Here is a 26116-nt window from a genome sequence, read left to right as displayed (position 1 = left end):
TGACGACGAGGGGTGGCATCGGGCACCCATACCTCGCCTCGACCAGCACGACGCTCACCGCTGCCGCCCAAACAGAGGGAAAACTGTTCCGCCTCGTGGACTTCTTCAGCAGCCTGTTAAACGCCTGCGCGCCGTTCCGGCAACCACGTGTTCAGGGGGTCAGCGAAGCCGGCCGGGCCTGTGTCGTGCGCAGCGCATCGGCAGGCGCAATGCCCAGCAGCAACCCGCGTGCCCCTGCGTTGATCCACACCCGGGGGGCGCCGAGGGGGGCGGTATCGAACAGGGTGGGCACGCTGCGCTTTTGCCCGAAGGGCGAAATACCCCCCACCCGGTAGCCGGTCAGCTTTTCGGCCTTTGCGGCCGGCATCATGGCGGCCTGCTTGCCGCCGAAGGCGGCCGCGACCTTCTTCATCGACAGCTGGCGGTCCGATGGCAGCACGCAACACCCGGGTTTGCCATCGACCTCGACCATCAGGGTCTTGAGCGTCAGGCCCGGATCCAGCCCCAGCGCCTGTGCGGCCGCAAGGCCGATGGCCTCGGCATCGCGGTCGTAGTCGTAGGGGTGCAGGCTGACCGCCACCCCCGCAGCGGCCAGCGCGCGCAGGGCCGGCGTTCCGGTCATTCCAGCCCGAGCGCCGCGGCAAAGGCCCCGCGATACAGGGCGGACAAGTCGGCCATCGGCGCCTCGGACGCGCCAAGGCGCACCATGTCGCCGCCGAACCGGCCCACGGGCTGCATCGGCACCCCTGCGGCCGTGGCCGCGTCGAACAGGGCCCGCGCGTTTTCGACCGAACAGGCGACCAGGTAACGGGCCTGATCCTCGCCGAACAGCCACGGCAGCGCGCCGTCGTCCAGCGCGATGCCGATACCTGCGCCTTCGGCCATCTCGAAGGCCGCCAGCGCCAGCCCGCCATCCGACAGGTCGGTGGCGGCGCGGATCAGGCGGCGGTTCGCGCGCAGGAACTCGCCGTTGCGCCGCTCGGCCGCCAGATCGACGGGGGGCGCGTCGCCTTCCTCGCGGCCGAACACCTCGGCCAGAAGCGCGGACTGGCCCATGTGGCCCGCCGCGGCGCCGATCATCAGCGCGACATCCCCGCCCTGCGGCTTGCCCGCGATCAGCTCGTCCAGCGATTGCAGGATGCCGACCGCGCCGATGGTCGGCGTGGGCATGATCGGCTGGCCATCGGTTTCGTTGTAGAGCGACACGTTGCCCGACACGATGGGCATGTCCAGCGCCGCCACCGCCGCGCCGATGCCTTTGATGGCGCCGACGAACTGGCCCATGATCTCGGGCTTTTCGGGGTTGCCGAAGTTCAGGTTGTCGGTGGTGGCCAGCGGGCGCGCGCCCACGGCGGTGAGGTTGCGATAGGCTTCGGCCACCGCCTGCTTGCCGCCTTCATAGGGGTTGGCCTTGACATAGCGGGGCGTCACGTCAGAGGTGAACGCCAGCGCCTTGCCGGTGCCATGCACCCGGACAACGCCCGCAGGCAAGCCCGGCGTAACGACTGTATCGGCGCCCACCTGGCTGTCGTACTGTTCCCAGACCCAGGCCTTGTGGGCGTAGGTCGGGCTGGAGATCAGGCCCTTCAGCGCCTCGATGGGGTCCACCTTGGGCAGCGGGCCCACCGGACCGGCCGCCGGGGTTTCTACCCAGGGGCGGTCGTATTCCGGTGCGCTGGAGGACAGTTTCGACAGCGGCAGGTCGGCCTTGATCTCGTTGCCGTGCAGGATCAGGAAGCGGTCCTCGGGGATCGTCTCGCCCACGATGGCGAAATCCAGGTCCCACTTCTCGAAGATCGCCCGTGCCTCGGCCTCTTTCTCGGGCTTTAGCACCATGAGCATCCGCTCCTGGCTTTCGGACAGCATCATCTCATAAGCGGTCATGCCGCGTTCGCGCTGGGGCACATGGTCCAGTTGCAGCCGGATGCCAAGGCCGCCCTTGTCGCCCATTTCCACCGCCGAACAGGTCAGCCCGGCGGCGCCCATGTCCTGAATGGAAATCACCGCGCCCGAGGCCATCAGTTCCAGGCACGCCTCCAGCAGGCGCTTTTCGGTAAAGGGGTCGCCCACCTGCACGGTGGGGCGCTTTTCCTCGATCGTGTCGTCGAACTCGGCACTGGCCATCGTGGCCCCGCCCACCCCGTCGCGGCCCGTCTTGGCGCCCAGATAGACGACCGGCATCCCCACACCCGAGGCGGCGGAATAGAAGATGGAATCGGTGTTCGCCAACCCGGCGGCAAAGGCATTCACCAGGCAGTTGCCGTTATAGCTGCGGTGAAACCGCACCTCGCCGCCCACGGTGGGCACGCCGAAGGCATTGCCGTAGCTGCCGATGCCTTCGACCACGCCTTTCACCAGATGTGCGGTCTTGGGGTGGCTGGGCAGGCCGAAGCTCAGCGCGTTCATCGCGGCAATCGGGCGGGCGCCCATGGTGAACACATCGCGCAGGATGCCGCCCACGCCGGTTGCCGCGCCTTGATGCGGTTCGATGTAGCTGGGGTGGTTGTGGCTTTCCATCTTGAAGATGACGGCCTGGCCATCGCCGATATCCACCACGCCGGCGTTTTCCCCCGGCCCGCAGATCACCTGCGGCCCGCTGGTGGGCAGGGTGCGCAACCAGCGTTTCGACGATTTGTAGGAACAGTGTTCGTTCCACATCGCCGAAAAGATGCCGAGCTCGGTAAAGGTCGGTTCCCGCCCGATGATCCCCAGCAGGCGTTCCCATTCGTCGGGCTTCAGCCCGTGGGCGGCGACAAGCTCGGGCGTGATCGCGGGTTCGGACATGGTGGCCTCCGGTCCTGTGTCTTGCGACCTGTTAGGGCATGTCTGTCGGCCGGGAAAGGGCAATGCCGCCGCAGGAAACGCCGAGGCGCAATTTTTACAATACGGTTGGTTTTGCGGTTGCCGCTTTTGTGGTCTTCGCCGGGAAAAATCGTCCTTGCGGCAGGCAGATGCGGCGCAGCCAAAAAAAAGGCCGAGCTTTCGCTCGGCCGAAGTCCAACAGGGAGGTAAAGGGAAGCGAGAGATACTCAATCGCTGCCCTCGACGCACGATTTAGGGGGTGGTGTTCGGCCGTTCAAGCGTTATGTGCCCGCTCATGCGGCAATGCAGCTATGCGTTGTGCGCATGGCGGCCGAGTATCAATTCAACTGCCTGATCTGCCTGAAAAATACGCAGGCGCAGCATGGTTTTGCAGTTGCAGAAAGATCACTCTCGCGCAGTGCGTCTGTGGGCGATGACTTCGTCCATCACGAAGTCGCGGAAAGCCCCCACCCGCTTCGAGGCGCGCAACTCCTCCGGGTAGGCCAGAAACACCGGAACCTCGTCCGATTCCACATCGGGCAGCACCCGTTCCAGATGCGGAAAATCCGGGGTCAGGTATTCGGGCAGTACGCCGATGCCGAGGTGGTTGAGCACGCCTTGCAGCACGCCGAAGTAGTTGTTGACCTTCAGCGTCGAGGCCGGCTCTTGCGCCAGCAATTCGTTCACGATGCGCGCCCCGGCCGCCACCTGCGCCGCGCCGGTCTGCTGGCAGATCAGCCGGTGTTGCGAAAGGTCTGCCAGCGATTGCGGCCGCCCGCGTTCGTCCAGATACTGCGGCGTTGCAAAAAGCCGCATGCGGATGTTCATAAGCCGCTTGCGAATCAGATCGGCCTGGCTGGGCTCCTTCATGCGGATGGCCACGTCGGCCTCGCGCATGGGCAAATCCAGCACCCGCTCTTCCAGCATGAGGTCGATGCGCAGGTCGGGATATTGCGTGTAAAGCTTGCCTAGGCGCGGGGCCAGCCACAGGGTGCCGAACCCGGTGGTGGTGGTCACCCGCAATTCGCCCAGAACCTCATCCTCGCTGTCGCGGATGCGGGCGGCGGCGGCATCCAGCCGCTTGACCATCGCCTTGGTGGCATCGAACAGCAGTTCGCCTTGTTCGGTCAGAATCAGGCCCCGGGCATGACGGTGGAACAGGGTGGTGGACAGCGATTCTTCCAGCGCGCGAATCTGTCGGCTGACCGCCGACTGCGACAGGTGCAGCGCCTCGCCCGCATGGGTCAGGCTGCCGGCATCGGCCACCGCGTGAAAGATTCTGAGTTTGTCCCAGTCCATTCCGATACTCTGTGTCACAATCGCGGTGTCACCACGCAACGACAGATATGTGCCAACTGTAACCATTGCAATTCAAAGCGTGGCCAAGATTGGGCTTTGTAGGTCAGCATTTTTGACCTATAATGTCGGCAAACGCTCGGACAGCAAGGGAGGTGCCCGATGAGCAGGCAGGATGTGTCGCTGAACGACCGCTACGATCTTGCGAAATCGCCGGTGTTGCTGAACGGCACACAGGCGCTGGTGCGGTTGATGCTGATGCAGAAGGCGCGCGACCGTGCCGCGGGGTTGAACACCGCCGGTTACTGCACCGGATATCGCGGATCGCCCCTGGGCGCGGTGGACATGACGATGGCCCGTGCTGGCAAGCTGCTGCGCGCCAACGACATCATCTTTCAACCCGGCCTGAACGAAGACCTTGCGGCGACCGCCATATGGGGCAGCCAGCAGGCCGAATTGCGCGGCGAAGGCAAGTTCGATGGCGTCTTCGGCCTGTGGTATGGCAAGGGCCCGGGGGTGGACCGTTCCGGCGACGTGATGCGCCACGCCAACATGGCCGGCACCAGCCGCCACGGCGGCGTGCTGATGGCGATGGGCGACGATCACACGGGCGAAAGCTCCACCACGCTGCACCAGTCGGATTGGGCGATGGTCGATGCCTACATGCCTGTGGTCAGCCCGGCGGGTGTGCAGGAGATTCTGGATTACGGCCTTTACGGTTGGGCGCTTTCCCGCTTTGCCGGTGTCTGGGTCGGCCTCAAGACCATGAAGGACACGATCGAGGCAACGGCGGTGGTCGATGGCCGCCCGGACCGCATGGCCTTCGTCACCCCCGATTTCGCCATGCCCGAAGGGGGCCTGAACATCCGCCTGGTCGATACGCCGGTGGCGCAGGAAGCGCGGATGATCGACTACAAGCGTTTCGCCGCCGAAGCGTTCTCGCGCGCCAACGGCATGGACAAGCGCATCTGGGGCAAGCCGGGGGCAAGGATCGGGCTGGTGGCGGCGGGCAAGAACTGGCTGGACCTGATTCATGCGCTGTCGCTCCTGGGCATCGACGCGGCCGAGTCCGAGCGGCTGGGGATCACCACCTACAAGGTCGGTCAGGTCTTTCCGCTGGACATGCGCGGCTTCCACGACTGGGCCGAAGGGCTGGACCTGATCGTGGTGGTCGAGGAAAAGCGCAAGCTGATCGAAGTGCAGGTCAAGGAAGCCATCTTCGACGACCGGCGCGGCCGGCGCGTCTATGGCTGGCACAAGGGCGACAGTTGGGAAAACGGCCGCCGGGTCGAGATTTTTCCGACGCGCTATGCGCTGGACCCGATCCTGATTGCCGAAAAGCTGGGCGGCATCCTGATCGAGGAAGGGCGCGATACCGACCGCATCCGCGCCGGCCTTGCCCGCCTGGCCGAGGCGCGCCGGGCCGACAACGCCAAGGATCTGGCGGCGCGCATCCCCTATTTCTGCTCGGGCTGCCCGCACAACACCTCGACCAAGGTGCCCGAAGGCGCCCGGGCCTATGCCGGGATCGGCTGCCATTACATGGTGCAGTGGATGGACCGCAGCACCGTGGGCTTTACCCAGATGGGTGGCGAAGGTGCGAACTGGGTGGGCGAGGCGCCGTTTTCCAGCCGCCCGCACGTGTTCCAGAACCTCGGCGACGGCACCTACAACCATTCCGGTTCGCTGGCGATCCGGGCGGCCGTCGCGGCGGGCACCAACATCACCTACAAGATCCTGTTCAACGATGCCGTCGCCATGACCGGCGGGCAACCGAATGAAGGCGGGCTGACCCCGCAGCAGATCGTGCGTGAATTGCAGGCGATGGGGGTCAAGAAGGTGGCCGTTGTCTACGACCCCAAGGAGCGCATCAACTGGGCCGCCTTCCCTGGCGACATCCTGAAGGCCGAGCGCGACGACCTGATGCCGATGCAGGAAAGGTTGGCGAAAATCCCGGGGGTGACGGCCATGGTCTATATCCAGACCTGCGCCGCCGAAAAGCGCCGTCGCCGCAAGCGTGGGCAATTCCCCGACCCGGACAGGCGCGTGTTCATCAACACCGATGTCTGCGAAGGCTGCGGCGATTGCGGCGTGCAGTCGAACTGCGTGTCGCTGGTGCCGGTGGAAACCGAACTGGGCCGCAAGCGCGCCATCGACCAGTCGAGCTGCAACAAGGATTTCAGCTGCCTCAAGGGGTTCTGCCCCAGCTTTGTCACCCTGGAAGGGGCAAGAGTGAAAAAGGCCGCCACCCGCGCGCTGGACCTGCCCGACCTGCCGGAGCCGACCTTGCCCGCGATCGACGGCACGTGGAACGTGGTGGTTACGGGCGTGGGCGGCACCGGGGTTGTCACGGTGGGCGCGATCCTGGCGATGGCGGCCCATGTCGATGGCAAGGGGGCCGGCATGATGGAAATGGCCGGGTTGGCGCAAAAGGGCGGGGCGGTCCATATCCACTGTCGCCTGGCGAACAGCCCGGCCGATATCTCGGCCATCCGCGTTGCCGTGGGCGAGGCCGATTGCGTGATCGGCGGCGATCTGGTGGTGACGGCAGGGGCGAAAACGCTGGGGCTGATGACCACGGGGCGCACCGGCGCGGTGGTCAACAGCCACGAGATCGTCACCGGGGATTTCACCCGCAAGCCGGATTTCCGCCTGCCCTCGGATCAGCTGGAACTGTCGTTGCAGCGCCGGTTGGGCGACCGGCTGGCGCTGTTCGATGCGTCGGCGCTGGCGCGCGTGGCGCTGGGGGATTCGATCTATTCCAACATGATGGTGTTCGGTGCAGCCTGGCAGCGCGGCCTTGTGCCCTTGTCGCTGGCGGCGATCCGCAAGGCGGTGGAGCTGAACGGCGCCGGGGTGGAGGCGAACCTGCGCGCCTTCGAGATCGGCCGCTGGGCGGTGCTGCACCCCGAACAGGCGGCAGCCTTGCTGGCGCCCGAGGATGCGCCGACGGTGGATCCGGTGGCCTTCCGCGCCGATCATCTGCGCGCCTATCAGGACGATGCGCTGGCGCGCCGCTATCTGGCGCTGGTGGACCGGGTGGAAGACCCCGGGCTGAAGCTGGCGGTGGCGAAGGGCTATCACAAGCTGCTGGCCTACAAGGACGAATACGAGGTCGCGCGCCTGCATCTGGAAACGATGGAGAAGGCGCGGGCCGAGTTCGACGGTGCCTTCCGCCCTTCGTTCCATCTGGCCCCGCCCTTGCTCAGCCGCCCGGGGCCGGATGGGCGGCCGAAGAAGATCACCTTCGGGGCCTGGGTGGTGCCGGTGTTCAGGGTGCTGGCCGCGATGAAGGGTTTGCGCGGCGGGGCGCTGGACCTGTTCGGGCGCACCGCGGAGCGGCGGATGGAACGCGCGCTGATCGCGGAATACGAAGCCGACATGGCCGAGGTTCTGGCCGGGCTGACACCCGAACGCATGGCCGTGGCGCGGGAACTGGCAGAGCTGCCCTTGACCATCCGCGGCTTCGGCCCGGTAAAGGAAGCAAATGCGAAAAAGGCCGCCGCCCGGCGCGCCGAGTTGCTGGCTGCCTTCCGCGCGGGCGGCACGCCCCAACCGAAGGTGGCGCTGGCGGCGCGATAGCGGTAACGTGCCGTTCGGGGGACGCCCCGGGGGCGCTGCCCCCGGACCCCCGGGATATTTTCGGACAGAAAATGGGGGAAATGATGCGCTGGGGCATACTCGGGGCGGCGAAGATTGCGCGGACGGCGCTGTTGCCGGCGATTCAGGCGGCCGAAGGGGCGGAACTGGTGGCTTTGGCAACCGGGGATGCAGGCAAGGCGGCGCCGTTTGCCGCCGTGGCGCCGGGCTTGCGGGTGATGGGGTATGAGGCGTTGCTGGCCGATCCGGGGGTGGATGCCGTCTATATTCCCTTGCCGAACCACATGCATGTGGAGTGGACCTTGCGTGCGCTGGCGGCGGGAAAGCATGTGCTGTGCGAAAAGCCGCTGGCGATGCAGGCAGACGAGATCGACCAACTGATCGCGGCGCGCGATGCCAGCGAGCGACTGGCGGCCGAGGCCTTCATGGTCTGCCATCATCCGCAATGGGCGCGGCTGAGGGTGCTGTTGGCCGAGGGCGCGATCGGCGAGCTGGGGCATGTGGAGGGGATGTTCACCTATCGCAACACCGACATGGGCAACATCCGCAACCGGCCGGAAACCGGCGGCGGGGGCCTGCGCGATATCGGGGTCTATCCGCTGGTGACGGCGCGCTTTGCGACGGGGGCCGAACCGGGTGCCATCCGCGCCGACATCCGGCGGGAAAACGGGGTGGACGTCTTTGCCCGGGTCTGGGCGGATTTTCCCGGTTTCACCTTTTCGATGCACTGCGGCATGCGGTTGCAACGCCGGCAGGACATGGTGTTTCACGGCAGCGAGGGGTGGATCCGCATGGCCGCGCCCTTCAACCCGCCACAGATGGGCGAGGCGCAGATCGTGGTGCACCGGGCCGATGGATCTGTGCTGGTCGAGCGGTTCCCCGAGGTGGACCAGTACCGGCTGATGATCGAGAACTTCGGCCGTGCAGCGCGGGGGGAGGCAGCATTCGCTTGTCCGCTGGAGTTTTCCCGCGGCAATCAGGCGGCGATCGACGCGATGCTGGCAGCGGGTTGAGCGGCCTCAGGCGGCTTTGCCGCTGGCGCTTTCATGCACATAGCGCTTGTCGCAGTAGGGGCAGTCGATCCAGCCGCTTTCCTCGGGGATGACCAGCCAGACCCGCGGATGGCCCAGCGCGCCTTCGCCACCGTCGCAGGCCACCTTCCAGCGGCTGACGGTTTCGGTTTCGGGCGCGCTATGGGCGGGGCGTTCGGTCATCGGGTGAATCCTCGGGCAGTGCTGCGTCCGCATTCTAGCCAAAGACGCCGGCAGGACAAGGCGGCATGATGGCGGCTTGCGGCGCCGTGCCCGGCATGTGCATGCTGCCCCGAGCGATGAACCGACGAGAGTGCCCGAGATGCAGCTTTCCCGAGACCGGATCGACCTGTTCCTGACCGGCATCACCGTGCTGGCGACGCTGGCGGGCATGGCGGCACAGTTTTCGGGTGCTGCGCCGATGATCGCCCTTGCTGCCTTCGGGCTGGCTTACCTGGCGGGGGGCGTTCCGGCCGGGCTGTCGGCGCTTGGGGCGCTGGTGCACGAGCGGGTGCTGGACATCGACCTGCTGATGGTGGTGGCGGCGCTGGCGGCGGCCGCGGTGGGGGCGCCCCTGGAAGGCGCTGTGTTGCTGGCCCTGTTCAGCCTGTCGGGCACGCTGGAGCATCGCGCGATGGGCAAGGCCCGGCGGGCGGTCGAGGCCTTGATGCAGCTTCGGCCCGACCGGGCGCTGCGCCGCAACGGCGAGGCGGTCGAGGAGGTGGCCACTGCCGATCTGCGGCCGGGCGATGTGGTCGTCTTGCGGCCCGGGGCGCGCGTGCCGGTGGATGGGCGGGTCGTTCTGGGCGCGGGGTCGATGGATGAATCCACGATCACCGGCGAATCCATGCCGGTCAGCAAGGGCCCGGGGGCGCTGGTGCACGAGGCGACGGTCAACCTGAATGCCGTGCTGGAGGTCGAGGTGATCCGCAGCGTGGCCGACAGCACGGTGGCGCAAATGATCCGCCTGGTGACCGAGGCGCAGGCCGCCCGCGCCCCGTCCGAACAGTTCAGCGACTGGTTCGGCCAGCGTTACACGGTGGCGGTGCTGGCGGGTTCGGTGCTGGCCTTCGGGGTTTTCCTCTGGTTGGGGTTCGACGCCCGGGCCGCGCTTTACAAGGCGGCAACGCTGCTGGTCGCCGCCAGCCCTTGCGCGGTGGTGATCTCGGTTCCCGCGGCGATCCTTTCGGCGCTGTCGGCAGCCGCACGCGGCGGGGTGTTGTTCAAGGGCGGCGCGGCGCTGGAAACCCTGGCCTCGGTCCGGGCCTTTGCCTTTGACAAGACCGGCACGCTGACCACCGGCAAGGCCGAGGTGCGCCGCGTGATGGTGCCCGACAGGGACGAGAAGGGTTTCCTGGCCCTGCTGGCAGGGATCGAGGCGCACGCCGAACACCCTATCGCCGGGGCGATCCGCGACGAGGCGGCGGCCAGGGGAATTGCGCCGGTGCCGGTGACGGGCGTCGTGGCCCACCCGAGCGAAGGCCTGACTGCGGATGGCGGGCTTTGGGCCGGGAACCGCCGGATGCTGGCCCGCATGGCGGCCGACGGCGATGCGGCGGAGCTTGCGGGTTTCGACGAGGCGTCGGAAACCGTCGTCTGGATGGGGCGCGGCGCGCAGGTGCTGGGTGCGGCGGCGGTGGCCGATCTGCCGCGCGGCAGTTCGGCGCCGGGGCTGGCAGCCTTGCGCGCCGGCGGGCTGGCGGAGCTGGCGATGATGACCGGCGACCGCCGCCCGGTTGCGCTGCGCATCGCCGGGGAGCTGGGCCTGCGCGAGGACGAGGTGCATGCCGACCTGCTGCCAGGCGACAAGGTCCGGCTGATTGCCGGCCTGGCCGAAAAGGGGCCGGTGGCCTATGTCGGCGATGGCGTGAACGATGCGGCGGCGCTGGCCCGGGCCGATGTCGGCGTGGCGATGGGGGCGGCGGGGTCGGAGGTGGCTTTGCAGGCGGCGGGTGTCGTGCTGATGTCCGACGACATGACCCGCCTGGCCGAAGCGCATCGGCTGGCGCGCCGCACGGCGGCGATCATCCGGCAGAACCTTGCCTTTGCGCTGGGCGCGATGGCGCTGCTGGTCATGGGCGCGCTGTTCTGGGACTTGCCCTTGCCGCTGGCGGTGATCGGGCACGAAGGCGGCACCGTTCTGGTCGTTCTGAACGGCCTGCGCCTGCTGGCCGACCCGATCCGCCGGCCGGGCAAGCCCGGCTAGCGCAACGCGAGCGGCAGGTCCAGCACCAGCCCGGGGAAGGCCAGCACCAGCGCCAGTGCGGTGATCTGCAGCAGCACGAAGGGAATGACGCCGCGGTAGATGGTGGCGATGGGCAGGTCGGGTGCGATGCCGCGCAGGTAGAACAGGGCGTAGCCGAAGGGTGGGGTGAGGAAACTGGTCTGCAGGTTCACCGCAAGGGCGATGGCAAACCAGATCAGCACATGTTCGGACGGCATCCCGAAATCCAGATGCGACAGGATCGGGGCGACGATCGGCACCACCACCAGGGTGATTTCCACCCATTCCAGAAAGAAGCCGAGCACGAAGATCAGCAGCATGATGGTCAGCATGACCCCCCAGGGGTTCGCGCCATCGTCCAGGAACAGCGCGGCCAGCATCGCATCGCCGCCGATCCGCTTGAACACCACCGAAAAGATGCTGGCCCCGATCATCACGAAGACGATCATCGCCGTGGTCGAGGTCGTATCGTCCAGCGCGTCGCGCAGCGTCCGCAGGCTGAGCGTGCGCGACGCCAGCGCCAGCAGCAGCGCCCCTGCCGCGCCGATCGCGGCGCTTTCGGTCGGGGTGGCGATGCCCGCCACGATGGTGCCCAGCACCGACAGGATCAGCAGCATCGGCACCAGCAGGTCGCGCCCAAGCGCCAGCAGCGTGGCGCCCAGGGGCACGGGCTCGGCCCGGGCGGCCGGCGGCATCCGGTGCGGTGCCAGGATGGCCACGGCAATCAGGTAGCCCAGATACAGCGCCCCCAGCAGCAGCCCCGGCACCACCGCGCCCATGAACAGGTCGCCGACCGAAAGCCGCAACTGGTCGCCCAGCACGATCAGCATGATCGACGGCGGAATGAGGATGCCCAGCGTGCCGCTGGAGGCAATGAGCCCCGCCGAAAGCCGCAGGTCATAGCGGTTTTCCCGCATGGCCGGCAGCGCCATCATGCCCATCAGCACCACCGAGGCGCCGATGATGCCGGTCGAGGCCGCCATCACCACCCCGATGATGGCCACGGCAAAGGCATAGCCCCCCGGCAGGCCGCGAAACACCGCCGCCAGCGACCGCAACAGGCGTTCCGCAATGCCGGATCGTTCCAGCATCAGACCCATGAACACGAACAGCGGAATGGCGACCAGCAGCCAGTTGGCCAGCACGCCCGAAAAGATGCGCCCCACCCCAAGCGACAGGAACAGGATGGGAATCCCGGTCAGGAAGGCAAAAAGGATGCCCACCCCGGCCAGGACGAAGGCCACCGGATAGCCTGAAAAGATGCCGCCCATCAGCGCCAGCAGCATCAGGATCGGCCAGAGATGTTCGGTCATGCCTGCGGCCCCCGGATCAGTTCCGCCACCCGCATCAGCCCGCGCACCAGCCCGGCCAGGGCCAACAGGCCGAACGCCACCGGCATCGCGCCCTTGATGATCCAGCGATCGGTCAGGCCGCCTTGGGTCGAGCCTTCGCCGGTTGTCCAGGCGACCAGTGCGTAAGACCAGCCATACCAGGCGATGATGGCGCAGAACGGCACGAGAAACACAAGATCGCCGAACACCATCAGCGCCAGCCGCACCCTCGGCGGCAGGTTGGCGGCTAACGTCTCGACCGCAACGTGACGGTCGCGGCGATAGGCCAGGATGCCGCCGAACAGCACCATCGCCGCAAAGACATGCCACTGGAAATCGACCAGGCTGTTCATGGTGATCCCGTTGCCCAGCAAGGGCAGGTCGGCCTGCCAGCGGGCAATGGCGTTCTGCCCCAGTTGCGCGCCGGCCACGGCAACCAGCACCGACAGGATCAACGGCAGCATCAGCCAGCCGGCCCATCGGGCGGGCAGGCACATCAGGTCCAGCAGCCGTTCGGCCAGGCGTGTCATCGGTGCATCCCCCCGGACTTGTGGGTGCGGCCCCGGGCCGGGGCCGCACCCCAAAGCATCAGTCGCGCGGCAGCGCCTGCAGGCGCGCCCATTCGCCGACACCGTCCATATAGGCGCGCAGGCTGGCAAGGGCTTCGGCAAAGATCGGATCCTTGGTCGCCTCTTCGGCCAGAACCTCGTCGGATGCGGTCTTCAACGCGGCCAGCACCTCGTCGGGGAAGCGGCGCACCTCGACCCCGGCTTCGCGGATAGTCTTGATGGCGGCAGCCTGGGCGTTCACCTGATCGCGCAGGTTGTAGGCGATGTTGGCGTGGCACGCCTCTTTCATGATCGCCTGCGTCTGTTCGCCCAGACCATCCCAGACGGCCTTGTTGATGATGATGCTGTCCCAGCTGGAGGGCTGGTGCCAGCCGGGGAAGTAGTAATACTTGGTCACCCGTTGCAGGCCCAGGCCCACGTCCAGTTGCGGTGCCGAGAATTCGGCCGCGTCGATGCGGCCCGTTTCCAGCGAAACGAAGATTTCGCCGGCCGGCACCAGCTGGGTGTTGGCGCCCAGCTTGGCCATCGCCTTGCCGCCCAGGCCGGCGATGCGCATGTTCAGGCCCTTGATGTCGTCGGGCGTGTTGATTTCCTTGTTGAACCAGCCGCCCGCTTCGGCGCCGACCAGGTGGCAAGGCAGCACCACGACCCCGTGCGGGTCATAGGCTTTCTGGATGATCTCCAGCCCGCCGCCGTTGAACATCCAGGCCAGCGCGATGTCGGGTTCGGGGCCGAAGGGCATGGAGCCCACGAGGTTTGCCACCGGAATCTGCCCGGCCCAATAGCCGATCCAGTCGAAGCCCATTTGCAGCGCGCCCGAGGAAACGGCGCCGAACACCTCGAACGGCGGCACGAAGTCGCCCGCGCCGTGGACGTTGATGGTGACCTTGCCGCCGGTCATCAGGCTGACACGCTCGGCCCACAGCTTCGGGCTCGGGCCGATGGATGGCACGTTCAGCCCGAACACGCTTTGCAGGTCGAAGGTCTGGGCTTGGGCCGGGGCGGTGACCCCGGCCAGGATGCCGGCAGCCGCCAAGGCCGCCGCAAGGCTTTTCTTCATGTCGTCCTCCCTGATGCCGTCCCCGGCCGGTTCGGCCGGGTTCTTCCGTGCTGCCAGGCGTTGGGGGCTTGGCATGCCGAAAAGATTAGTTATAGTCAAACTAATTTGCAACAAGCAAATTGGCGTCGAAGGAGGAACGCATGGACGGGATCGCAGGGCAGGTCGCTGTCGTCACCGGCGGCGCGCAGGGCAACGGGCGGGCCATCGCGCTGGGGCTGGCCGCTGCCGGGGCGGCCGTTGCGGTGGGCGATGTGAACGTCGATGGTGCCGCTGCCGTGGCGGCCGAAATCCGTTCCGCAGACGGGCGCGCCATGGGTTTCGGGCTGGACGTGACCGATCCGGGTTCGGTGACGGCCTTTGCCGCGGCTGTCGAAACGGGTCTTGGCCCGGCGGCGATCCTGGTGAACAACGCCGGCATCATCCGCCGCACCCCTGCCGACGATCCGGGGTTCGAGGCGGACTGGACCGCGGTCATGGCTGTGAACGCCGCCGGGCCGATGCGCGTGACGCGTGCCTTCCTGCCGCAGTTGCGCGGCACGGGCGGACGGGTGGTGAACCTGTGTTCCATCATGTCGCTGTCCACCGGGCCGGCGCTGTCGGCCTATGCGGCGTCGAAGGGGGCGGTGCTGCAACTGACGCGGGCGCTGGCGCATGAACTGGCGGCCGACGGCATCCGCGTGAACGCGATCGCCCCCGGGGTGATCGACACCCCGATGACCGAGGCCACCCGCGCCAACCCCGACTCCATCGGCCGGTTCATGGCGCATACCCCGATGCGGCGCACCGGGCGGCCCGAAGAACTGGTCGGGCCGGTGCTGTTCCTGTGTTCCACGATGTCGAGCTATGTCACCGGCGCGCTTGTCCCGGTCGACGGCGGTTACCTGACGGCCTGAAGGAGATTGCGCGATGCGGCAGCATGAAGTCGACGTTCTGGTCGTGGGGTCGGGTGCCGGCGGGCTGGCAACCGCGGTTGCCGCGGCGCACCGGCACCTGTCGGTACTGGTGGCGGAAAAGGAACCCGTGTTCGGCGGCACCACCGCGCGGTCCGGCGGCTGGATGTGGATACCCTGCAACGGCCCGGCTGTGCGCGCCGGCGTGCAGGACAGCAAGGACAAGGCCCGCACCTACCTGATGCACGAGGCCGGCGCCCATTTCGATGCCGAAAGGGTCGAGGCGTTTCTCGATGCCGGGCCGCGGGCAGTGGAGTTCTTCGAACAGAACACCGCCTTGCAGTTCGACCTGGGGCCGACCTTTGCCGACTACCACCCCGACGCGCCGGGCGGCATGGATGGCGGGCGCTCCATCGTGGCGCGCCCCTTCGACGGGCGCGAGCTTGGCCCCGAAATCCGCCGCCTTCGCCCGCCGCTGGCCGAAATCACCGTGCTGGGAATGATGATCGGCTCGGGCAAGGAACTGCTGCACTTCTTCAACGTCACCCGCTCGGTCGTTTCGGCGTTCTTCGTGGGCAAGCTGTTCGCCAAGTTCCTGCGCGACATGGCGTTTTTCGGCCGGCCGATGCGGTTGACCAACGGCAACGCGCTGGTCGGCCGGCTGGCGAAATCGGCCTTCGACAAGGGGGTCGAGGTCTGGACCGAAGCCCCGGTCAAGCGCCTGCTGCGCGAGGATGACGGCCGCGTCACCGGCGCGATCCTGCATACCCGCACCGGCGAGGTGCAGGTGACGGCGCGCAAGGGCGTGGTTCTGGCCGCAGGCGGCTTCCCGCAAGACGCGCTCCGGCGGGCCGAGCTGATGCCGCATGCGCCCTCCGGGCACGAACACGTCTCGCCGGCGCCGCCCGGCAACACCGGCGACGGGCTGCGTCTGGGCGAGGCGGTGGGCGCGGCGGTGGACACCACGCTGCCGCATGCCGCTGCCTGGGTGCCCATTTCGCGCCCGCGGCGGCGCGACGGCACGCTGGGAACGTTTCCGCACTTCGTCGATCGTTCGAAGCCGGGCATCATCGCGGTGACCCGGTCGGGCCGGCGCTTTGTGAACGAGGCGCAAAGCTATCACGACTTCTGCCAGGCGATGGTGGCGCGCTGCCGCGAGGAAGGCGGCCCCGATGCCGAACTGGCGGCCTGGTTCGTGGCCGACCATCGGGCGTTTCGCAAATATGGCCTCGGCTTTGCCAAGCCGGCGCCGGTGCCCTACCGGCATCTCATCGAGGATGGCTACCTGATCCGCGGGCGCACGCTGGCCGATCTGGCGCGCCAGATCGGGGCCGACCCCGCCGCGCTCGAATCGACGGTGGCCGAATTCAACCGCCATGCCGCCCGCGGCGAGGATCCCGCTTTCGGCAAGGGTTCGACCAGTTACAACCGTTCGCTCGGCGACCCCGACCACAAGCCCAACCCCTGCATCGCCCCGCTGACGGCCGCACCCTTTTATGCGGTGCGCCTGCATGTGGGCGATCTGGGCACATTCGCCGGGTTGAAGACGAACGCCAACGCGCAGGTGCTGGACGAAGCCGGGCGGCCCGTGGCAGGGCTGTATGCGGCGGGCAACGACGCGGCAAGCATCATGGGCGGAAACTACCCCGGCGGGGGCATCACGCTTGGCCCGGCGATCACCTTTGGCTGGATCGCGGCGCGCCACATGGCGGGCGGGAATGACTGAGGGCACAAGGCGCGTGTTCGGTGTGGCGCTGGGTCTGCTTGCCACGACCGGCTGGGCCTATTTCAACATCGGCACCGAACTGGCCCGCGCCGAAGGGTTCCGCCCCTGGGATCTGACGGCCTTGCGCTTTGGCGTTGCGGCGGTGCTGCTGTTACCCTTCTTCCTGTGGCGCGGCTGGCGGTTGGCGCAGCGGCGGGTGCTCCTGCTGGCGCTGATGGTGGGGCCCTCGTTTTCGCTGTTGTTCAACATCGGCTTCCAGCTGGCACCGCTGAGCCATGCGGTTGTGGTCGGGCCGGGGGGCACGGTGCTGGTGGCGCTGGGGCTGGTGCACGCGGTGGATGGGCAGCGGCTGTCGCCCCTGCGGGTGGCGGGCCTTATGCTGCTGCTGGCCGGGTTGCTGGCCATCGGCGCCGATCGGGCCGACGAAACCAAGGCCAGCGGCTGGCAGGCGGTGCTGGGCGATCTGTGCTTTGTCGCCTCGGGGTCGTTGTGGGGCAGCTACAGCTGGTTGCTGGGGCGCTGGCGGCTTCCGGCGGTGGAGGTCACGTCCTGCATCACGCTGTATTCCGCGCTGGCCTTCGTGCCGGTCTGGTGGCTGGTCTGGGGGGTGCCCGACCTGCCGGCCGAGGCCTGGGTGCATCAGGTGATGGCACAAGGAATCGTGGGCGGTTGCCTGGCGCCGGTGACCTATGCCGCGGCGGTCGCCATCTTGGGCGCGGGGCGGGGGGCGGTCTACAACGCGCTGCTGCCGCCTGCCGCGGTGCTGATGGCGATGCCGTTGACCGGGCTGGTGCCCAACGCGCTGCAATGGGCCGGGGTGGCGCTGGCGTCGGCCGGGCTGATCCTGTCGATGGCCTTGCCGGCGCGGAGCGGCGGCGCTACCTCGGCGGCGGGAGGCGCGACATGAACCAGACCAGACCCAAGCCGCAGCGCGGCGTGCAGTCGCTGGAAACGGGTGGGGCGATCCTGCGCGAACTGGCGCGGGCCGGCCAGCCGGTGAAGCTGCGCGACCTGGCCGAGGCGGTGGGGGTCGTGCCGTCGCAGCTGCACCCCTATCTGGTCAGCCTGCGCACCATCCGCATGGTCGAGCAGACGGAAACCGGGCTTTACGCGCTTGGCCCCTTTGCGCTGGAACTGGGCCTGGTGCGGTTGCGCGCGCAGGATGCCTGGCGCGAGACGATGCGCCGCTTGCCTGCGCTGGCCGACGAGGTGCAGCTGATGGTGGCGGTTTCGGTCTGGGGGCTGCACGGGCCGGTGATCGTCTTTGTCCACGATAGCCCGACGCGCATTCACGCCAACGTGCGCGTGGGCGGCATGTTCACCGTGACCGGCACGGCCACCGGGCGGTTGTTCGCGGCCTTTATGCCGCGGGCCACCGTGCAGCCCCTGGTGGCGCAGGAACTGCCCGACCCCGACCGGCAAGCGGCCTACTGGGCCGAGGTGGCCCGCGTGGCCGAGGCCGGTTTCGAAACCACGCTGGATTTGCCGATTCCCGGCGTGTCGGCGGTGGCCGCGCCGGTCTTCGACCATACCGGGGCCATGCAGCTGGCCGTGACCGTCATCGGGCCGACCCCGCAGATCGACCTGTCGCCCGAGGGCCCGACGGTCCGGGCCACCCGCGCCTTCACCGCACAGCTTTCGGCCGACCTGGGGCACCTGGCCGGCGCGCTCTGAGCCCTTGCCAAAGCGGTGGGGCTGGGCCCCTATGGGGCGTCCGACGGAGCCGTTGCCGATGACGAATGACCCCCTGTTGCAGCCCTGGCGCCTCAGGCACCTGACTCTGCGCAACCGGATCATGACCACCAGCCATGAACCGGCCTATCCCGAAGACGGCATGCCCGGGGACCGTTACCGCCTGCATCACCTGTTACGGGCGCGGGCCGGGGTGGCGCTGACCATGACCGCCGGCCTTCAACATTGTGCTGGCCTGGAAGGACGAGGTGGTGCGCTGGATGCGCCGCCCGGCCGACGACTGCCACGAGGCCGGGGCGGCGGTGATGATCCAGCCGACGCGCCTTGGCCGCCGCACCCGCTGGGACCGGGGCGACTGGCTTCCCGTGGTGGCCCCCGGTCCGATGCCCCAGCCCGTGCACCGCGCCTATCCGAAGGTGATCGAGGATTGGGATATCGACCGCATCGTGCAGGACTATGCCGACGCGGCCGAGCATATGGCCGCGGCCGGGCTCGATGGGGCGGAGTTCGACTGCTGCGGCCACCTGATGGACCAGTTCATCAGCCCCTTGACCAACAGCATGGGCGAACCCCTGGGGGGGCAGCTTCGACAATCGCATCCGCTTTGCGCAGGCCGTGCTGTCCGAATGCCGCCGGCGCGTCGGCCCCGGTTTCCTGCTGGGCCTGCGCTATACCGCCGACGAGGTGGACCCGGGCGGCATCACGGCGGACGAAGGGGTAGAGCTGGCCCGCCGCTTCCGCGACGCGGGGTTGGTGGATTTCGTCAACATCATCCGCGGGCGCATTCACACCGACGCGGCCCTGACCGACGTGATCCCGGTGCAGGGCATGTGCAGCGCCCCGCATCTGGATTTCGCCGGCCGCATCCGGGCCGAGGTGGGCCTGCCCACGTTTCACGCGGCGCGCATCCCCGATGTCGCCACCGCGCGGCACGCCGTGGCCAGCGGGCAGGTGGACATGGTGGGCATGACGCGGGCCCACATGGCCGACCCCCATATCGTGCGCAAGATCGTCGAAGGGCGCGAGGCCGATATCCGCCCCTGCGTCGGCGCCACCTATTGCCTGGACCGCATCTATCAGGGCGGCATGGCGCTTTGCATCCACAACCCCGCCACGGGGCGCGAGTCCGAAGGGATGCCGCATGCCATCGCGCCGGCGCCGGTCCGGCGGCATGTGGTGGTCCTCGGCGCGGGCCCGGCGGGACCGGAGGCTGCGCGTGTGGCCGCCGAACGCGGCCACCGCGTCACGGTGCTGGAGGCCGCGAGCCAACCCGGCGGGCAGGTGCGCCTGACCGCGCGCAGCCCGCGCCGGGCCGAGATGATCGGGATCATCGACTGGCGCATGGCGCAATGCGCGGCCCGCGGGGTCGAGTTCCGGTTCGACTGCTGGGCCGAGGCGGCCGATGTTCTGGCCCTGGCCCCCGATGTGGTGATCGTCGCCACCGGCGGGCTGGCCGACACCGCCGGGCTGGCCACCGGCGACGACCTGACGGTGACCGCCTGGGACATCCTGTCGGGCGATGCAAAGCCGGGGGGCAATGTGCTGCTGTTCGATGCCGCGGGCGACCATGCCGGCTTGCAGGCCGCGCAGATGCTGGCCGAGGCCGGGGCGCAGGTGGAGGTGGTGAACCCGGACCGCAGCCTTGCCCCAGAGGAGATGGGGATGAACCTTGTGCCCTATATGCGCGCGTTGCAGGCCCACGATGTGACCTTTACCCCGGCATGGCGGCTGATGGCTGTGGAGCGCGATGGCAATGCCCTGCGCGCCACGCTGACCAGCGACTACCGCACCGACCTGCGCCGCGAACGCCGGGTGGATCAGGTGGTGGTCAACAACGGCACCAGGCCGCTGGACGGGCTGTATTTCGACCTCAAGCCCCTGTCGGCCAACCTGGGCGCTGTCGATCATGCGGCGCTGATCGCGGGCCGCCCGCAACCCGAAGCGCCAAGGGGGGCCGGGTTCCGGCTGTATCGCATCGGCGATGCGGTTGCCGCCCGCAACACGCATGCGGCGATCTTCGACGCGCTGCGGCTGGTCAAGGATATCTGACCGCGGCGCCGGTCAGCCGGCCTTGCCTTCGCTGCGGGCCAACAGTTCGCGGCCATAGGCGCTGTTCAGCGCCCGGCTGCGAAGCAGGGCGACCGGGGCGGTTTCCTCGATCCGCCCCGACCGCAGCACCGCCAGCCGGTCGCACAGGAAGCTGACCACCGGCAGATCATGCGTGACCAGCAGGAAGGTCAGCCCCTGTTCCGCCCGCAACCGCTTGAGCAGATTCAGGATTTCCGCCTGTACCGACACGTCCAGCGCGCTGGTCGGTTCGTCCAGCAACAGCACCCGTGGTTGCAGCATCAGCGCGCGGGCAATGGCCACCCGCTGCCGCTGCCCGCCCGACAGCTGATGCGGCAGCCGGAACCGGAACCGCCGCGCCAGCCCCACCGCATCCAGCATTGCCAGCACCCGGGCATCGCGGTCGGGCAAACCGTGGATCGCCAGCGGCTCGGCCAGGGTATCGTCCACCGTGCGGCGCGGATGCAGGCTGCCGTAGGGATCCTGGAACACCATCTGCACCTGTGCGGCCTGTGCGCGGGTGCGCGACCGCGTGATCGGCTGGCCGCCGACCGTCATGCGGCCCGACCAGTCGTCGACCTGTCCGGCCAGCGCCTTGAGGATGGTCGACTTGCCCGACCCGCTTTCGCCCACCAGCGCAAAGCTTTCGCCTTGCGCCACGTCGAAGCTGACACCGTGCAACACGGTGGTCGGGCCGAAACGCACCGTCAGTTCCTGAACTGCAATCATGTTCCGGCCCCCAGCAGCGCGCGGTCCAGCACCGGCAATTCGGCGCGGTCCTCGTCCAGTCGCGGCAGGCTGGCGATCAGGCCGCGGGTGTAGGGATGGGTGGCGGCGTGCAACCCGCCGGGGCCGATCTCCTCGACCACCTGGCCGTTGAACATGACAAGGATGCGGTCGCACCAGCGCGCCACCATGTTCAGGTCGTGGGAAATCAGCATCAGCCCCATGCCGCGGCGGCGCACCAGATCGTCCATGATTGCCAGCACCTGTTCGCGCACCGACACATCCAGCGCACTGGTGGGTTCGTCGGCGATCATCAGGTCGGGTTCCAGCACCACCATCATGGCAATCATCACCCGCTGGCCCATGCCGCCCGACACCTCGTGCGGGAACAGGCGGGCGACGCGCTCGGGGTCTTCGATGCGCACGGCCTCCAGCGCCTCCAGCACCTTGGCGCGGCGGGCGCGGGCGGACAGGCGGGTGTGGAACTCCAGCGCCTCGGCGATCTGGTCGCCGATGCGGATCACCGGGTTCAGGCTGAACTTCGGATCCTGCAACACCATCGACATGCGCGCCCCGCGCAACGCGCGCCAACCGCGGTCTGACAGGCGCGTCAGGTCGATGCCGTCGAACTCCATCCGCTGCGCGGTGACCCGGCCAGGGGCCGCGATCAGCCCCATCAGCGACCGCCCGGTCATGCTTTTGCCCGAACCCGATTCGCCCACGATGCCCAGCCGTTCGCGGTCCAGGTCGAACGACAGCCCGCGCACTACCTCCACCCGGCCACCCTGGCGGTCGGGAAAGCTGACGCGCAAATCCTGAACAGACAGCAGGGTCATCCCTTGCTCCTTTGGCGGGGGTCCAGCACATCGCGCAAGCCGTCGCCGAACAGGCAGAACCCGAGCGAGACGATCACGATGGCAAAGCCGGGCATGGTGGCGACCCACCATTGATCCAGGATGAAGGCCCGCCCCTTGGAAATCATCGCGCCCCATTCCGGCAAGGGCGGCTGCGCGCCCAGACCCAGAAAGCCCAGACCGGCCGCGGTCAGGATGATGCCGGCCATGTCCAGCGTCACCCGGACAATGGACGACGACATGCACAGCGGCAGCACGTGCAGCCCGATCACGCGCGCCGCACTGGCGCCCTGCATCTGCACGGCGGCGATGAAGTCGGATTTGCGAAAGGTCAGCACCTCGGCGCGGGCGATGCGGGCATAGACCGGCCAGGCGGTGATGGCGATGGCGATAACCGCGTTTTCAATACCGGGGCCAAGTGCCGCGACAAAGGCCAGCGCCAGAATCAGGCGCGGCATCGACAGGAAAATGTCGGTCAGCCCCATCATCACGCGGTCGACCCAGCCGCCGAAATATCCCGACACCGCCCCGACGATCAGCCCCAGCGGGGCCGAGATCACCGCCACCAGCAGCACGATCACCAGCGTGATGCGTGCGCCGTGGATCACCCGCGACAGGATATCGCGGCCCAGTTCGTCGGTGCCCATCCAGTGTGCGGCCGACGGGGGCTGCAGGCGATTGGCCAGCATCCCTTCGGTCGGCGAATAGGGCGCAAGCCAGGGCGCCAGAGCTGCCACGACCAGCAGGGCCACGATGATCGCCAGCCCCACCATCGCCAGCGGGTTGCGCGCCAGGTCGCGCGCCAGCCTGTAACCTTGGCCAAGCCGCGCCTGGGCCCGGGTTTCGGGATCGTCCGACAAAAGCCATGCGCGCGAAATCATGCCCGTGCCCTCGGGTCCAGCAACCGATACAGCAGGTCCGACCCCTTGTTGATGCCGATGAAGACCGCGCCGATCACCAGCGTGGCGCCCAGCACCGCGTTCATGTCGGCGTTCAGCAGCGCCGTCGTCAGGTAGTTGCCGATGCCGGGCCAGGAAAACACCGTCTCGATCATCACCGATCCTTCCAGCAGGCCGGCATAGGACAGGCCTACAACCGTCAGCAGTTGCACCCGGATCGGGCGAAACGCGTGCCGCCAGATCACCACGCGCTCGGGCACGCCCTTGACCCGCGCGGTGGTGACGAATTCCTGCCCCAGCTGTTCCAGCATGAAGCTGCGGGTCATCCGCGCGATGTAGGCCAGCGAAAAGAACCCCAGGATCGTCGCCGGCAGCACGATATGCGAAAAGGCGCTGCGCCAGGCGTTCCAGTTGCCGGCAAGCGCGCTGTCAACCAGCAACAGGCCGGTGCGCACCGGCACCATGCCGTCCAGGAACAGGTCGATTCGCCCGGGGCCGCCGACCCAGCGCAACTTGGCATAGAACAGCACCAGCCCCACCAGCCCCAGCCAGAACGCCGGAATTGCATAGCCCGCAAGCCCCACGACGCGAATCACCTGATCCACCCACGAGCCCTGCCGCGCGGCCGCCAGCACGCCCATCGGCACGCCCACCGCCACCCCGATCAGGATGCCCAGGGTGGCCATTTCCAGCGTTGCCGGAAACACCCGGGCCAGATCGGTGGCCACAGCGCGCCCGGTGCCCACCGATTGCCCCAGATCGCCTTGCAGGACCGCCCAGACATAGCGCCCGAACTGCACGATCAACGGGTCGTCCAGCCCCATCGCCGTGCGCACGGCATCATAGGTTTCCTTGCTGGCGCGGTCGCCCACCACCGCCAGCACCGGGTCGATCGGCACCACCCGTCCGATGACGAAGGTGATGGCGAGCAGGCCAAGAAAGGTTGCCGCGATGGTCAGGCCGAACCCGCCGAGCGCCAGCAACGGCCGGGCAAGCCGTGGTGTCAGGGCCTGGGACATGGGCAGCAGTCTCCGTGGATGATTTTTGCCAGCGTAACAAATTTTTTTGACTTGGCAAAATTTTTTTACTAGCCTGTGACCCGTGGGAGGTAGCCATGTCCGAACCGATGCGCCAGCCCGAACCTGCCCAGCCGCCGGCCTTCGGCGGCCGCATCCGCGAATTGCGGCGCAAGGCGGGGCTGACGTTGCAGGCGCTGGCCGATCAGGCCGGGATCTCGGTCGGGTTCCTGTCGCAGGTCGAACGCGACAAGGCGACGCCATCGCTGGGCACCCTGGCCGGTCTGGCCGCCGCGCTGGGCGTGGATATCGACTGGTTCATCGCCACCCCGCGCCCGTCCGACAGCATCACCCGCGCCGGCGAACGGCCCAGCTTTGCCATCGCCGACACCTCGCTGCGCTACGAGCGGATCAACACCACGCTGCCTGGCGGCACGCTGTCATCGCTCATCATCGAGATTCCTGTCGGCTACGCCTCGGAGGTCATCGCCCATACCGGCGAGGAGCTGATCTATGTGCTGCAAGGCACCCTGCGCCAGACCCTGGGCGAAGCCGCCTTCGTGCTGCACCCCGGCGACAGCCTGCATTTCATGGGTGATACGCCTCATTCCTTTGCCAACGTGGGCGATGTGCCTGCCCGTCTGTTGTGGACAGGCACCTCGCCGCGCCTGATCGGACGATCCCCCGAAAGCTCGTAGCGGGGACAAGCTGCGGCACACCACAGGAGAGACCCTCATGTCCTTTCTCAGAACCACGCTTGCGGTCAGCCTGATCGCGCTGGCCACCGCCCCGGCGATGGCCGCTACCCCCGACACCGCGCTGGTGATCGCGCAGAACATCGACGACATCGTCACCATCGACCCGGCCACCGCCTACGAGTTCAGCTCGGGCGAATATGTGACCAACACCTACGACCAGCTGGTGCAATACAACGCGACCGACACCACCACCCTGTCGCCCGGCCTGGCCGAAAGCTGGGAAATCGACGCGGCGAACAAGACCGCGGTGTTCAAGCTGCGCGAAGGCGTGAAGTTCCATTCCGGCAACCCGCTGCGCGGCGCCGATGTGGTGGGCAGCTGGAAGCGCGTTCTGGTGCTGAACAAGGCCCCGTCCTTCATTCTGGCCAACCTGGGCTGGACCGCCGACAACATCGAGGAAATGGTCACCGCCGACGGCAACACCGTGACCGTGCGCTGGAAAGGCGACTTTGCGCCTTCGTTCGTGCTGAACGTGCTGGCCTCGCGCCCGGCCACAATCGTCGATGTCGAAACCGCGATGGCCAACGCCAAGGACGGCGACATGGGCCACGCCTGGATGAACCAGAACAGCGCCGGCACCGGCCCGTTCAAACTGCTGCGCTTTTCGCCCGGCGAGGCGATGATGCTGGAAGCCAACCCCGACTACTGGGGCGGCGCACCCAAGATGCAACAAGTGCTGATCCGGCACGTGGCCGAAGCCGCCACCCAGCGCCTGTTGCTGGAATCGGGCGACGTGGACATGGCCAAGAACCTGACCCCCGACCAGGTCGCGGGCCTGTCGGGCAACGCCGCGATCAAGGTGGAAACCTATCCGCAAACCGCTGTCCACTGGTTCAGCTTCAACCAGAAGACCGAGGCCCTGCAGAACCCGGCCCTGTGGAAAGCCGCGCGCTATCTGGTGGATTACAAGGGCATGGCCGACAGCTTCCTGAAAGGCCAGATGCAGGTGCACCAGGCCTTCTGGCCCGAAGGCTTCCCCGGCGCGCTGAACGATACGCCTTATTCCTACGATCTGGAAAAGGCCAAGCAGATCTTGGCCGAGGGCGGGGTGCAGCTGCCGCTGAAGATCGAGCTGGATGTCATCAACTCGGCCCCCTTCACCGATATCGCGGCCAGCCTGCAGCAGACCTTTGCGCCGGCGGGCATCAACTTTGAAATCCTGCCGGGCACGGGGGCGCAGGTCATCACCAAGTATCGCGCGCGGACCCATCAGGGGATGCTGCTGTACTGGGGCCCCGACTTCATGGACCCGCATTCGAACGCCAAGGCGTTCGCCTATAACGCCGACAACTCGGACGACAAGTACGTGTCCACCACCACCTGGCGCAACGCCTGGATGCCGCCGGCCGAAATCAACGCCAAGACGATGGCGGCGCTGGCCGAGCAAGACCCGGAAAAGCGCCTGCAGATGTATGTCGAGCTTCAGAAGGCGATGCAGGACGAAGCCCCCTTCGTCATCATGTTCCAGGCCATCAAGCAGGTGGCGATGGCCGACAAGGTGAAGGGCTATGTCAACGGCGCCTCGGCCGACTACGTCTTCTACCGGCTGGTCGAAAAGAACTGACCCGCACAAGC

Annotated in this window: 20 protein-coding genes and 1 pseudogene; 10 read left to right on the top strand and 11 right to left on the bottom strand. The window is 67.7% G+C overall.

The annotated features are described in order from the left end of the window. Positions 1-151: 151 nt before the first annotated feature. The 3 genes from ACK4S2_RS08875 to ACK4S2_RS08865 form a co-directional block, all read right to left on the bottom strand. The gene (locus ACK4S2_RS08875) at positions 152-622 is read right to left on the bottom strand and encodes an aminoacyl-tRNA deacylase (RefSeq protein WP_409623135.1); all 471 of its coding nucleotides are present in this window, start codon (positions 620-622) and stop codon (positions 152-154) included. Then, a complete protein-coding gene (gene purL / locus ACK4S2_RS08870) occupies positions 619-2784 on the bottom strand; it encodes a phosphoribosylformylglycinamidine synthase subunit PurL (protein WP_409623132.1) in 2166 nt (721 codons plus the stop codon). The genes ACK4S2_RS08875 and purL overlap by 4 nt, the downstream gene beginning before the upstream one ends. A 423-nt stretch (positions 2785-3207) precedes the next feature. After that, a complete protein-coding gene (locus ACK4S2_RS08865; RefSeq protein ID WP_409623130.1) occupies positions 3208-4101 on the bottom strand; it encodes a LysR family transcriptional regulator in 894 nt (297 codons plus the stop codon). A 159-nt stretch (positions 4102-4260) separates the two neighbouring features. On the opposite strand from ACK4S2_RS08865, the gene ACK4S2_RS08860 reads away from it, so the two are divergent. Together ACK4S2_RS08860 and ACK4S2_RS08855 are read left to right on the top strand one after the other, a co-directional pair. After that, positions 4261-7680: an indolepyruvate ferredoxin oxidoreductase family protein gene (locus ACK4S2_RS08860; RefSeq protein ID WP_409623127.1), complete on the top strand. Its 3420-nt coding sequence runs from the start codon at positions 4261-4263 to the stop codon at positions 7678-7680. A 71-nt stretch (positions 7681-7751) separates the two neighbouring features. Beyond that, entirely contained in the window at positions 7752-8711 is a 960-nt protein-coding gene (locus ACK4S2_RS08855; protein ID WP_409623124.1) for a Gfo/Idh/MocA family protein, read from the top strand. A gap of 6 nt (positions 8712-8717) precedes the next feature. Here the strand turns inward: ACK4S2_RS08855 and ACK4S2_RS08850 are convergent, their stop codons facing one another. Next, complete coding sequence (locus tag ACK4S2_RS08850; RefSeq protein WP_409623122.1) at positions 8718-8912, bottom strand: zinc-finger domain-containing protein; 195 nt, start codon at positions 8910-8912, stop codon at positions 8718-8720. Positions 8913-9051: 139 nt separating this feature from the next. Here ACK4S2_RS08850 and ACK4S2_RS08845 point away from each other — a divergent pair, with 139 nt between their 5' ends. Next, positions 9052-10935, top strand: coding sequence for a heavy metal translocating P-type ATPase (locus tag ACK4S2_RS08845; RefSeq protein WP_409623119.1), 1884 nt, complete (start codon positions 9052-9054; stop codon positions 10933-10935). Here ACK4S2_RS08845 and ACK4S2_RS08840 read toward each other — a convergent pair. Genes ACK4S2_RS08840 through ACK4S2_RS08830 form a run of 3 tightly spaced genes read right to left on the bottom strand, consistent with a single transcriptional unit; the run spans position 10932 to position 13913 of the window. Further along, positions 10932-12266 (bottom strand): TRAP transporter large permease subunit, encoded by a 1335-nt coding sequence (locus tag ACK4S2_RS08840; protein WP_409623116.1) that lies wholly within the window; start codon positions 12264-12266, stop codon positions 10932-10934. The genes ACK4S2_RS08845 and ACK4S2_RS08840 overlap by 4 nt on opposite strands. Next, the gene (locus ACK4S2_RS08835) at positions 12263-12814 is read right to left on the bottom strand and encodes a TRAP transporter small permease subunit (protein ID WP_409623113.1); all 552 of its coding nucleotides are present in this window, start codon (positions 12812-12814) and stop codon (positions 12263-12265) included. Before ACK4S2_RS08835 ends, ACK4S2_RS08840 begins: the two co-directional genes overlap by 4 nt. A 58-nt stretch (positions 12815-12872) precedes the next feature. Beyond that, entirely contained in the window at positions 12873-13913 is a 1041-nt protein-coding gene (locus ACK4S2_RS08830; RefSeq protein ID WP_409623110.1) for a TRAP transporter substrate-binding protein, read from the bottom strand. 140 nt (positions 13914-14053) lie between these two features. On the opposite strand from ACK4S2_RS08830, the gene ACK4S2_RS08825 reads away from it, so the two are divergent. From ACK4S2_RS08825 to ACK4S2_RS08805, 5 genes and pseudogenes are all read left to right on the top strand, one after another. Beyond that, positions 14054-14806 carry an SDR family NAD(P)-dependent oxidoreductase gene (locus tag ACK4S2_RS08825; RefSeq protein WP_409623106.1) on the top strand — a complete coding sequence of 251 codons (753 nt, stop codon included), beginning with the start codon at positions 14054-14056 and terminating at the stop codon, positions 14804-14806. A gap of 13 nt (positions 14807-14819) precedes the next feature. Next, positions 14820-16529: an FAD-dependent oxidoreductase gene (locus ACK4S2_RS08820; RefSeq protein WP_409623104.1), complete on the top strand. Its 1710-nt coding sequence runs from the start codon at positions 14820-14822 to the stop codon at positions 16527-16529. Further along, positions 16522-17436 carry a DMT family transporter gene (locus ACK4S2_RS08815; protein ID WP_409623101.1) on the top strand — a complete coding sequence of 305 codons (915 nt, stop codon included), beginning with the start codon at positions 16522-16524 and terminating at the stop codon, positions 17434-17436. Before ACK4S2_RS08820 ends, ACK4S2_RS08815 begins: the two co-directional genes overlap by 8 nt. Continuing rightward, complete coding sequence (locus ACK4S2_RS08810; protein WP_409623098.1) at positions 17433-18203, top strand: IclR family transcriptional regulator; 771 nt, start codon at positions 17433-17435, stop codon at positions 18201-18203. Before ACK4S2_RS08815 ends, ACK4S2_RS08810 begins: the two co-directional genes overlap by 4 nt. Before the next feature lie 58 nt (positions 18204-18261). Continuing rightward, a pseudogene (locus ACK4S2_RS08805) lies at positions 18262-20270 on the top strand (FAD-dependent oxidoreductase). A gap of 12 nt (positions 20271-20282) precedes the next feature. Here ACK4S2_RS08805 and ACK4S2_RS08800 read toward each other — a convergent pair. The 4 genes from ACK4S2_RS08800 to ACK4S2_RS08785 are packed head-to-tail and all read right to left on the bottom strand — an operon-like array spanning position 20283 to position 23786. Beyond that, entirely contained in the window at positions 20283-21017 is a 735-nt protein-coding gene (locus tag ACK4S2_RS08800; RefSeq protein WP_409623095.1) for an ABC transporter ATP-binding protein, read from the bottom strand. Beyond that, positions 21014-21850, bottom strand: coding sequence for an ABC transporter ATP-binding protein (locus ACK4S2_RS08795; protein ID WP_409623092.1), 837 nt, complete (start codon positions 21848-21850; stop codon positions 21014-21016). Before ACK4S2_RS08795 ends, ACK4S2_RS08800 begins: the two co-directional genes overlap by 4 nt. Further along, the gene (locus ACK4S2_RS08790; RefSeq protein ID WP_409623089.1) at positions 21847-22749 is read right to left on the bottom strand and encodes an ABC transporter permease; all 903 of its coding nucleotides are present in this window, start codon (positions 22747-22749) and stop codon (positions 21847-21849) included. The genes ACK4S2_RS08795 and ACK4S2_RS08790 overlap by 4 nt, the downstream gene beginning before the upstream one ends. After that, complete coding sequence (locus tag ACK4S2_RS08785) at positions 22746-23786, bottom strand: ABC transporter permease (RefSeq protein ID WP_409623086.1); 1041 nt, start codon at positions 23784-23786, stop codon at positions 22746-22748. Before ACK4S2_RS08785 ends, ACK4S2_RS08790 begins: the two co-directional genes overlap by 4 nt. A gap of 95 nt (positions 23787-23881) precedes the next feature. Between ACK4S2_RS08785 and ACK4S2_RS08780 the strand changes: the two genes are divergently transcribed. After that, entirely contained in the window at positions 23882-24481 is a 600-nt protein-coding gene (locus tag ACK4S2_RS08780) for a helix-turn-helix domain-containing protein (RefSeq protein WP_409623083.1), read from the top strand. Between the two features lie 37 nt (positions 24482-24518). Further along, positions 24519-26105, top strand: a complete 1587-nt coding sequence (locus tag ACK4S2_RS08775; RefSeq protein ID WP_409623080.1) for an ABC transporter substrate-binding protein — start codon at positions 24519-24521, stop codon at positions 26103-26105. Positions 26106-26116: the final 11 nt, after the last annotated feature.

The sequence above is a fragment of the Gemmobacter sp. genome, from assembly GCF_046292685.1.
In the GTDB taxonomy this organism is placed as follows: Bacteria; Pseudomonadota; Alphaproteobacteria; order Rhodobacterales; family Rhodobacteraceae; genus Wagnerdoeblera.
Note: the sequence above shows the minus strand (reverse complement) of the source record. Positions and strands in the feature narration are given on the sequence as shown.

Excerpts from the sequence above, each read along its gene's own strand:
- ACK4S2_RS08875 (WP_409623135.1), bottom strand. The coding sequence starts at position 622 with ATGACCGGAACGCCGGCCCTGCGCGCGCTGGCCGCTGCGGGGGTGGCG.
- purL (WP_409623132.1), bottom strand. The coding sequence starts at position 2,784 with ATGTCCGAACCCGCGATCACGCCCGAGCTTGTCGCCGCCCACGGGCTG.
- ACK4S2_RS08865 (WP_409623130.1), bottom strand. The coding sequence starts at position 4,101 with ATGGACTGGGACAAACTCAGAATCTTTCACGCGGTGGCCGATGCCGGC.
- ACK4S2_RS08860 (WP_409623127.1), top strand. The coding sequence starts at position 4,261 with ATGAGCAGGCAGGATGTGTCGCTGAACGACCGCTACGATCTTGCGAAA.
- ACK4S2_RS08855 (WP_409623124.1), top strand. The coding sequence starts at position 7,752 with ATGGGGGAAATGATGCGCTGGGGCATACTCGGGGCGGCGAAGATTGCG.
- ACK4S2_RS08850 (WP_409623122.1), bottom strand. The coding sequence starts at position 8,912 with ATGACCGAACGCCCCGCCCATAGCGCGCCCGAAACCGAAACCGTCAGC.
- ACK4S2_RS08845 (WP_409623119.1), top strand. The coding sequence starts at position 9,052 with ATGCAGCTTTCCCGAGACCGGATCGACCTGTTCCTGACCGGCATCACC.
- ACK4S2_RS08840 (WP_409623116.1), bottom strand. The coding sequence starts at position 12,266 with ATGACCGAACATCTCTGGCCGATCCTGATGCTGCTGGCGCTGATGGGC.
- ACK4S2_RS08835 (WP_409623113.1), bottom strand. The coding sequence starts at position 12,814 with ATGACACGCCTGGCCGAACGGCTGCTGGACCTGATGTGCCTGCCCGCC.
- ACK4S2_RS08830 (WP_409623110.1), bottom strand. The coding sequence starts at position 13,913 with ATGAAGAAAAGCCTTGCGGCGGCCTTGGCGGCTGCCGGCATCCTGGCC.
- ACK4S2_RS08825 (WP_409623106.1), top strand. The coding sequence starts at position 14,054 with ATGGACGGGATCGCAGGGCAGGTCGCTGTCGTCACCGGCGGCGCGCAG.
- ACK4S2_RS08820 (WP_409623104.1), top strand. The coding sequence starts at position 14,820 with ATGCGGCAGCATGAAGTCGACGTTCTGGTCGTGGGGTCGGGTGCCGGC.
- ACK4S2_RS08815 (WP_409623101.1), top strand. The coding sequence starts at position 16,522 with ATGACTGAGGGCACAAGGCGCGTGTTCGGTGTGGCGCTGGGTCTGCTT.
- ACK4S2_RS08810 (WP_409623098.1), top strand. The coding sequence starts at position 17,433 with ATGAACCAGACCAGACCCAAGCCGCAGCGCGGCGTGCAGTCGCTGGAA.
- ACK4S2_RS08800 (WP_409623095.1), bottom strand. The coding sequence starts at position 21,017 with ATGATTGCAGTTCAGGAACTGACGGTGCGTTTCGGCCCGACCACCGTG.
- ACK4S2_RS08795 (WP_409623092.1), bottom strand. The coding sequence starts at position 21,850 with ATGACCCTGCTGTCTGTTCAGGATTTGCGCGTCAGCTTTCCCGACCGC.
- ACK4S2_RS08790 (WP_409623089.1), bottom strand. The coding sequence starts at position 22,749 with ATGATTTCGCGCGCATGGCTTTTGTCGGACGATCCCGAAACCCGGGCC.
- ACK4S2_RS08785 (WP_409623086.1), bottom strand. The coding sequence starts at position 23,786 with ATGTCCCAGGCCCTGACACCACGGCTTGCCCGGCCGTTGCTGGCGCTC.
- ACK4S2_RS08780 (WP_409623083.1), top strand. The coding sequence starts at position 23,882 with ATGTCCGAACCGATGCGCCAGCCCGAACCTGCCCAGCCGCCGGCCTTC.
- ACK4S2_RS08775 (WP_409623080.1), top strand. The coding sequence starts at position 24,519 with ATGTCCTTTCTCAGAACCACGCTTGCGGTCAGCCTGATCGCGCTGGCC.